Annotated in this window: 5 protein-coding genes and 1 pseudogene; 4 read left to right on the top strand and 2 right to left on the bottom strand. The window is 73.4% G+C overall.

Translation table 11 applies throughout. The features are described from left to right. A pseudogene (locus tag LX15_RS33880) lies at window positions 1-342 on the bottom strand (transposase family protein); the annotation flags it as partial. A 568-nt stretch (window positions 343-910) separates the two neighbouring features. Between LX15_RS33880 and LX15_RS29995 the strand changes: the two are divergent. Beyond that, window positions 911-1,489, top strand: a complete 579-nt coding sequence (locus tag LX15_RS29995; RefSeq protein WP_253674337.1) for a hypothetical protein — start codon at window positions 911-913, stop codon at window positions 1,487-1,489. A 10-nt stretch (window positions 1,490-1,499) separates the two neighbouring features. Here the strand turns inward: LX15_RS29995 and LX15_RS29990 are convergent, their stop codons facing one another. After that, window positions 1,500-2,729 (bottom strand): NAD(P)/FAD-dependent oxidoreductase, encoded by a 1,230-nt coding sequence (locus LX15_RS29990; RefSeq protein ID WP_253674336.1) that lies wholly within the window; start codon window positions 2,727-2,729, stop codon window positions 1,500-1,502. Window positions 2,730-2,876: 147 nt separating this feature from the next. On the opposite strand from LX15_RS29990, the gene LX15_RS29985 reads away from it, so the two are divergent. From LX15_RS29985 to LX15_RS29975, 3 genes are all read left to right on the top strand, one after another. After that, entirely contained in the window at window positions 2,877-3,113 is a 237-nt protein-coding gene (locus tag LX15_RS29985) for a hypothetical protein (protein ID WP_301305495.1), read from the top strand. A 150-nt stretch (window positions 3,114-3,263) separates the two neighbouring features. Then, entirely contained in the window at window positions 3,264-5,240 is a 1,977-nt protein-coding gene (locus tag LX15_RS29980) for an SDR family oxidoreductase (RefSeq protein ID WP_253674331.1), read from the top strand. Window positions 5,241-5,251: 11 nt separating this feature from the next. Continuing rightward, window positions 5,252-7,285, top strand: a complete 2,034-nt coding sequence (locus LX15_RS29975) for an AMP-binding protein (protein WP_253674330.1) — start codon at window positions 5,252-5,254, stop codon at window positions 7,283-7,285. Window positions 7,286-8,193 lie beyond the last annotated feature (908 nt).

Below are 8,193 nucleotides of genomic sequence, written 5' to 3'. Positions count from 1 at the left end.
GGTCTCCTGGCCGGCGCGGGCGGGTGCGGTGGTGGACGATCCCGTTCGTGGCCAGGCAGTCCCGCCACACGTGTGAGCGGTAGCAGGCGCCGTTGTCGGTCAGCACCCGTGCCACGGTGATGCCGGCGGCGGCGAAGAACGCCGGTGCCCGGCCCCAGAACGCGACCGCGGTGCGCGGAACGGTGGCGCAGGCCCCGTTCGCGTCCGAGGACCCTGGTGACCGCCGCCGGCGGGAATGTCGCCCAATTCCGTGATGTCGACGTGCGCCGGGTCGCCGGGCGTGTGGTGTTCGTCGCGGCGGAACGGCTCGCTGGTGGCCCGGTCCAGGCGCCGAAGGCCGGGCCAGGCCGTCGCGCACGAGGACCCGATGCGCGGCGCTGGTGTGCGGGCGTGAGGGCCGGTCGGTCATGCCTGCCGGGTCCTCGTCGCGGTAGCGACCGGCCCCTTGTGGCCGCTCGGTGCTGACGACCGGGAAGCGTTACGCGGTCACGCGAAGCGGCCATCCGTCGCCCATGACGCACCGGGCAGGACGCAGCCGGCCCAACCCGGTCAGCGGGGCGTGAGCGTGAGGAATGAGGGCCTGCTGTGGCTCGGTGGGTGATGTCGCAATCCTCACCGAACCCGGAGACCCTCCCTCATGCCACGATCATCCGGCCACGTGTCGGGCCGTTCGCAACCTCTCGGGACCACACACCTAGGCGACGTTCTCGCACCGCACCCGAACCGGAGCAACCGGGGATCACCAGAAACCAGGTATCGACGGGATTTTCGGCCGATCGCACGGCATTCCGTTCTAGCCTTTCCCGACATGTGCGCTCAGCCATCCCGCCGTGATCTGCGCTTACCTGACGGTCCACCACTTCGCATGTCCACGAACCGCAAGCCGCTCCGTTGGTTCCACCGCGGGCGAGTGAGCCGATACGGACACAGGTACCGCCTGCTCCACCAGGCGCGGAGGCCGTTCCGGGCGCGCTCCGTCCTGCTGGTCGTGGATCTGCTCGTCTCCGCGTGGACCTTGGCGATCAGCGTCGTGGCCGCTGTCACCGAGGGGAACGCCTTCCTCGGCGTGAGCCTCACACTCATGCTGATACCCGCGTGCAGGACCGCCGCTCTGGCGTACATCGCACTCCTCTTCTTCATTCCCCCCGCGACGCGGAGCAGGTTGTGGGCGCACGCGAGGAAAGCGGGGGCCGTGTTCATCCTCGGATTCGTGTCCGTCGTCCTCCGCATCCTCGGCGACCCGGAGTCGATCAAGAGCGCGGACGCGGTGCACGTGGCCCTGGTGTCGGTGACCGCGCTGTTCCTGTGGACGAACCAGGTCGACGCGGCCCAGTTGTTCCGTGAGGCGATCGCCCGGCCGCTCCACGAGAAACTCCCCCGCTACGTCTACCCGGGTCGGTTCCGGCGCGGCAGGAAAGGTCCGGCGAAGGGGGTACGCATGCGCGTGCGGAATCCGGTCGACCGCACCCCACACGTGTTCCGAGGATGATGAGCGCCCGTCAGGGGATGAGGCTGGGGAGGTCGGCCTCCTGGAGGTCCTCGACGACGACGGGTGCCCGGTTGTCGACCAGGGCTTGGAGCGCGTCGCCGTCGTCCCACACGTTCACGTTCATCGCGGCGTGCACGTGCCCGTCCCGCAGCCAGAACGCGATGAACTCGCGCGAGGCCGGGTCCCCGCGCACCACCAGCTCGTCCTCGGGGTCGGCCAGCCCCCGGTACTCCATCCCGAGGTCGTACTGGTCGGTGAAGAAGTAGGGCGTGGCCTGGAAGGGCTCGGACGCGCCGAGCAGGACCTGGCCGACGTGCCTGCCCTGTTCCCTGGCGTTGGCCCAGTGCTCGGTCCTGACGCGTCGGCCGTAGCGGGGGTGGAGGTGCGCGGCGATGTCCCCCACCGCGTAGACCTCGGGCGCGGAGGTCCGCAGGCGCTCGTCGACGGCGACCCCGCCGCCGGGGACCTCGTCGGTCAGGGCCAGGCCCGCGTCCCTGGCCAGGGTCAGCCGGGGCGCGGCGCCGACGCCGAGCACGACGAGGTCGGCGGGCAGCTCGGTCCCGTCGGCCAGCCGCACCGCCCGGACCGCGTCCCCGCCGACGAACCCGGCCACCCCGGTGCCCAGACGCCAGGTCACGCCGTGGTCGGCGTGCAGGTCGCGGAACACCTCGCCCATCCGCTCCCCCAGCACGCGCGCCAGCGGGAGCCGTTCTGGCGCGACGACGGTGACCTCGGCCTCGTGGGACCGCGCCGCCGCGGCCACCTCGCAGCCGATCCACCCGGCGCCGACGACCACGACGCGGGGGCGGCGGCGCAGATCCTCGCGGAGCGCGAGCGAGTCGTCGAGGGTCCGCAGCGTGCGGATTCCCGGCAGGTCGGCGCCGGGGACGTCGAGGACGCGGGGGTGGGACCCGGTGGCGAGCACGAGCAGGTCGTAGTGGAGTTCCGCGCCGTCGTCGGTCTCCACCGCGCGGTCGCCGGGGCGCAGCCGGACGGCCGTGACGCCGCGGCGGTGCTCGATGCCGTGGGTGTCGTAGTAGTCGGGCTCGTGGACCCAGTCGGGCTCGTCGACCTGGCCGAGCAGCAGTCCCTTGGAGAGCGGGGGAAGCTCGTAGGGCCGGTGGGGCTCCTGGCCGAGCAGCAGCACCTCACCCTCGTACCCGTTGTCCCGCAGGGAGCCGGCCGCGGAGGCGCCGGCGAGGCCGGCCCCGATGATCACGATCCGCCTCGGCTGCGTCATCGCGTCCTCCCGAGATCAGGGCGAGCCCGTCCAGCCGACGCTAGTGGTCGCGCGCTGTCGGCCGCTTGGCCCAATTCGGGGGATTTCCGGCTCGGCGTCGTCATGGTGGTTCCCTCGGGTCGTCCCGCGATGGCGGGCGCCCGTGTGATGAGGCGGACGCGGACAGGCGGGAGGCCGGGGGACGTGAGCGACGACAGGAAGTGGTCGGTGAGCTGCCGGGACGGCGCGGGACGACGCCGTGACCTGAGGGTGGCGGTCCGGCAGGGCCAGGTGGTGCTGGTGCCGCCGTCGGGCGAGGCGCTGGTGTTGGCGCCGCTGGCGGTCGGGCGGTTACGGGCCGCGTTGCGGGAGGCGGTGTTGGCCGCCGCCAGCGAGGCGGACTGACCGTCCCGCGCGGTGTTCGTCCTGGTGTGACAGGCGGGCCGTCTCGGGCGGCCCGCCGCACCGCCGTTACCTACTGAAAAGTAGCAATTCGCTCCAGGCTCTTCCTACTCGCGAGTAGGAAGTGGCAGTATCCGGGGCGAGGAGGCGGCGGTGGCGACGTACTTCGTGACCGGGGCGACCGGTTTCATCGGGCGACGGCTGGTCGGGCGACTGCTCGGCCGACCCGACCAGCCGACGGTGCGCGTGCTGGTGCGGCCGGGGTCCCGCGCGCGACTGGCGAGGCTGGCCGCCGAGTGGCCGGGCGGCGAGCGGCTGGTCGAGGTGGTCGGCGACCTGACCCGCCAGGGGCTCGGGCTCGCCGAGCACGACCGGGCCGCGCTGCGCGGCGTCGACCACGTGGTGCACCTCGGCGCCCTGTACGACCTGACGGCCGACGAGGAGGCCAACCGCAGGTCCAATGTGGACGGAACAGCGCACCTGCTCGACCTGGCCGCCGACCTCGGCGCCGGGTGGTTCCACCACGTGTCCTCGGTGGCCGTGGCCGGCGACCACCGGGGCCGGTTCACCGAGGACGACCTCGACACGGGCCAGGGCTTCCCCACCCCGTACCACGCCACGAAGTTCGCGGCCGAGCGGCTGGTCAGGAGCCAGGACCGGGTGCGGTGGCGGGTCTACCGCCCCTCGGTGGTCGTCGGGGACTCCCGGACCGGCGAGATGGACAAGATCGACGGCCCCTACTTCTTCTTCCCGCTCTTCGCCGCGCTCGCCCGGCTGGGGCCGCTCCCCCGGCTGACCCGGCTGCTGCCGCTGGTCGTGCCGGAGCTGGGCGCGACCAACATCGTGCCGGTCGACTACGTCGTCGACGCCATGGACCACCTGATCCACGCCGACCAGCCGTCGGGCAGCACCTTCCACCTCGTCAACCCGAGGCCGCAGCCGCTGACCGAGGTCTACGACGCGTGGGCGGCGGCAGCGGGCGCGCCGCGCGTGACGGCGGCCCCGTCGTGGTGGGGCGATCCCCTGGCGCGCGCGGCCCGCGCGGTGTCGCGGCCGGTCGCCGCCGTGGGCGGGGCCGTCGAACGGCGGCTCCCCCGCTCCCTGTCGACGCGACGACTGCTCGACGAGATCGGGATTCCCGTCGAGGTGGTCCGGCACATGAGCTTCCCCAGCGTCTTCGACGACACGCGCACCAGGAAGGCCCTCGCGGGCTCCGGGCTCAGGGTGCCGCCCTTGTCGGACTACGCCGACGTCCTGTGGCGGTACTGGGCCGAGCGGCTGGACCCGAACCGGGCCCGCCGGCCCCACCCCGACGGCCCGCTGGTCGGCCGGCGGATCGTGATCACCGGGGCCTCCTCGGGGATCGGGAGGGCGACCGCGCTGGCCGTCGCCCGGCTCGGCGCCGTCCCGCTGCTCGTCGCGCGCCGGGCCGAGGAGTTGGAGCGGGTGCGCGCGGAGATCGAGGCGGACGGCGGCGTCGCCCACTGCTACCCCTGCGACCTCACCGACGGGGAGGCGGTCGACGCGCTGGTGAAGCGGATGGTGTCCGACCAGACCGCCGACGGCGGCGGCATCGACATGCTCGTCAACAACGCCGGCCGGTCGATCCGCCGCCCGCTGCGGCAGTCCAGGGACCGGTTGCACGACTTCGAGCGCACCATGGCCATCAACTACTTCGGGCCCGTCCGACTCGTGCTGGGGCTGCTCCCCCACATGGCGTCGCGCCGCTTCGGCCACGTCGTGAACATCTCCACCCAGGGGCTCCAGGTCGGCTCGCCCCGCTACTCCGCCTACCTGGCGTCCAAGGCCGCGCTCGACGCGTTCAGCCGGGTGGCCGCGGCCGAGCTGCTCGGCGCCGGGATCACCTTCACGACCGTCCTGATGCCGTTGGTGCGCACGCCGATGATCAAGCCGACCGTGCTCTACGAGCGCTTCCCCGCCGCCACCCCGGAACAGGCCGCGCAGTGGGTCGTCGAGGCGCTCACGCGCCGGCCGAAGCGGGTGAGCCGGCCGCTGGGCACGGTCGCGCAGGCGGCGTACGCGGTCGCGCCGAAGGCGGTCGACGCGGTGATGCACCTGGTGTTCCGCGCCCTGCCCGACAGCTCCCCGAGGGAGACCGACCGAAAGTGAGGTGAGCGCCGGTGCGCGTGGCGGCCCGTCGGATCATCGCGGCTCCGGTGGAGCGGGTCTGGACGGAGATCTCCGACCCGACCGCCTATCCCCGGCTCCTGCCCGCGCTCGCCAGCGTGGCGGCGGAGGGGGAACGGCGCTACGCCTACCGGTTCCAGTGGGGCGGCGTCAGCCAGGAGGGGCTGGCCGAGGTCGTGGACGAGCGGCCCGGCGAGGAGCTGGTCCTGGCCTCGGTGACCGGCCCCCGGGTGCGGGTGCGCTGGGTGTCGCGCGCGCTGGACGACAACCGGACGGCGGTGTCGCTGCACCTCTCCTCCGAGCCGCCCGGCCGGGGGTTGGCGGACACCGCCGTGGGCGTGTTGTCGCGGTTCCAGGCGCGCCGTGTGCTGGACGCGCTGGCGGCGCGGTGCGAGGAGCAGGCCCAGCCGAAACCGCCCGGGGCGGGCCTGCGCGACCAGGCGGCGGCGCAGGCGATGACGTTGGTGACCCTGGCCCGCTGTCGCGTCGTCGCGCCGATGCGCCCCGACCGTCTGCTCGGCGTCGCCAGGGGGTTCCTGCGCTGGGGTCTCACCCCGGCCGGCGGCTACGCCATCGGGGCGGCACGGCACCCGTCGCGTCCGGCCGTGATCGACGAGTGGGGCGCGGTGAGCTTCGCCGAACTGGACGAGCGCACCACGCGGCTCGCCCACGGCCTGCTCGGCTCGGGCGTGCGGCCGGGTGACCGCGTGGCGGTGCTGTGCCGCAACCACCGGGGTTTCGTGGAGACGGTCGTGGCGTGCGCGAAGATCGGCGCGCACGTGGTGCTGCTGAACACCGGGCTGTCCGTCACCCAGACGGCGGCGGTGCTCCGGGACCAGGGAGCGGTGACGGTCGTCGCCGACGCCGAGTTCCGGCCCCTGCTGGCCAGGGCTCCCCGGGGCGTCCGGCGGATCATCGCCGCCGTCGAGGGGACGACCAGGAGCACGACGCTCGACCAGCTCGTGGCGGACAGCCCGTCCGATCCGCTGCCCCGCCCACCACGGGGACGGATGATCGTGCTCACCTCCGGCACCACGGGGACGCCCAAGGGCGCGCGCCGGCCGGAGCCGCCGAGCCTCGCGCCCGCCGCGTCCGTGCTCTCCCGCATCCCGCTGCGCGCCGGCGAGCCGATGCTCGTCTCCGCGCCCCTGTTCCACACCTGGGGCCTGGCGGCGTTCCAGCTCGCCCTGGTGCTGGGTTCGACCCTGGTGCTGCACCGGCGGTTCGACCCCCTGGCGGCGCTCCGCGCGATCGACGAGCACCGGTGCACGTCATGGTTCGTCGTGCCGGTCATGGTGCAGCGGCTGTTGGAGACGCCGGTGGGCGAGCGCTCCCGGTGGTCGACGTCCTCGCTCTCGGTCGTGGCGTCGAGCGGCTCGGCGTTGCCGGGGCCGCTGGCGGTGCGGTTCCAGGAGGAGTACGGACGGGTGCTCTACAACCTCTACGGCTCCACCGAGGTGTCGTGGGCGAGCATCGCCACTCCCGACGAGCTGATGGCGGCCCCGGGCACCGCCGGCCGTCCCCCTCGGGGCACCCGGCTCGCCGTGCTCGACGAGGACGGCGAGCCGACGCCGCCCGGGCGGCCCGGCCGGATCTTCGTCGCGAACGAGATGCTCTTCGACGGCTACACCAACGGCTCCGGCAAGGAGGTCCGCGCGGGGATGATGGCCACCGGCGACGTGGGCCACCTCGACGAGAACGGGCTGTTGTTCGTGGTCGGCCGCGACGACGAGATGATCGTCTCCGGCGGGGAGAACGTGTACCCCCGCGAGGTCGAGGACCTGCTCGCCGGGTTGGCCGGGGTGCGGGAGGCCGCCGTGGTCGGCGTGCCCGACGAGGAGTACGGCCAGCGACTGGCGGCCTACGTCGTCGCGGCGGAGGGTGTGGCCCTCACCGAGTCCGCGATCCGCGACCACGTGCGGGCCCACCTGGCGCGGTTCTCGGTGCCCCGGGACGTGGTGTTCCTCGACGCGTTGCCGCGCAACGCCACCGGCAAGGTGCTCAAGCGGGAGCTTCCCCGTCCCTGATCCCCGACCAGGACCCCGGTCCCTGACCCCAGCCCAGCGCCTGACCGAGCCCAGCGCCTGACCGGGCAGCGCCCCGCTCCGCCGCGCGGGGGGCGCTCGGTCGGGGGAGCGTCACGCACTCGGGCATGACTGGAATCTGACACGCGAAGGCTCCGCGCGAGCGAGGAGGGCGACCGCGGCCGGTCGGAACCCGTCGAGACCCGGAGGAGGTGATGAGCGCCCGGTGGGAGCGGGAGGTTGGGAGGGGCAGGCTCCCAACCGGGCGCTCGGCGCCACCGTCAGCGGCCCTGGGGCCGGTGGGGCCGGACGGCGGGGGCGAGGGGAGCCGCGCCAGGCGCCGCTGCCTGGAGCAGGCCGGACGGGACTGCTGGCCCACTCCGGGGGCGCTGCCGGCCGCCGCCAGCGGCAGCGCCCCCGGAGCAGGTCTGGTGACCCGGTCGACGCGGTGGGGAGCCGTGCGGCCCCCGCGCCGGCCGCCGGGGGTCCTTCGTCCCACGGCGGGTTGTCATCTTGTTGACCAACCTTGCCGTGCAAAAGCTATCACCGGGCCCGCGATGACAACAAGACTTGACAAAGAATTGCCTTAGCCGATCGCCCACGCCGCCCATCACGGCGTGAATACGCGGCGAACCGTCCGGGTGCCGCCGAAGCGGGGACTCCCGTCACTCACGCGGGCGGCGGCGGTGGCGGTGGCAATTGCCAAACGATCCCGGAGCGACAGTGTGTGTCCAGGTCCACACACCACAGCGGACCGTGACGAACAAGCTCACCGAGGGATAACCGCCTCCCCGACGGCTTGGCACCGGAAGGACCGTCAACTACCTTCTGCATACGCGCATGGACAACCGGTGACCTGCGAGGTGGGCATGTCCGGGAGACCGCGAGGGTCGCGGGCACGCTCTTCCCCT

The organism is Streptoalloteichus tenebrarius (assembly GCF_024171885.1).
Classification (GTDB): domain Bacteria; phylum Actinomycetota; class Actinomycetes; order Mycobacteriales; family Pseudonocardiaceae; genus Streptoalloteichus; species Streptoalloteichus tenebrarius.
This window is presented reverse-complemented; position numbering and strand designations above follow the sequence as displayed.

Coding starts and splice junctions, on each gene's coding strand:
- LX15_RS29990 (WP_253674336.1), bottom strand. CDS start 2,729: ATGACGCAGCCGAGGCGGATCGTGATCATCGGGGCCGGCCTCGCCGGC.
- LX15_RS29985 (WP_301305495.1), top strand. CDS start 2,877: ATGAGGCGGACGCGGACAGGCGGGAGGCCGGGGGACGTGAGCGACGAC.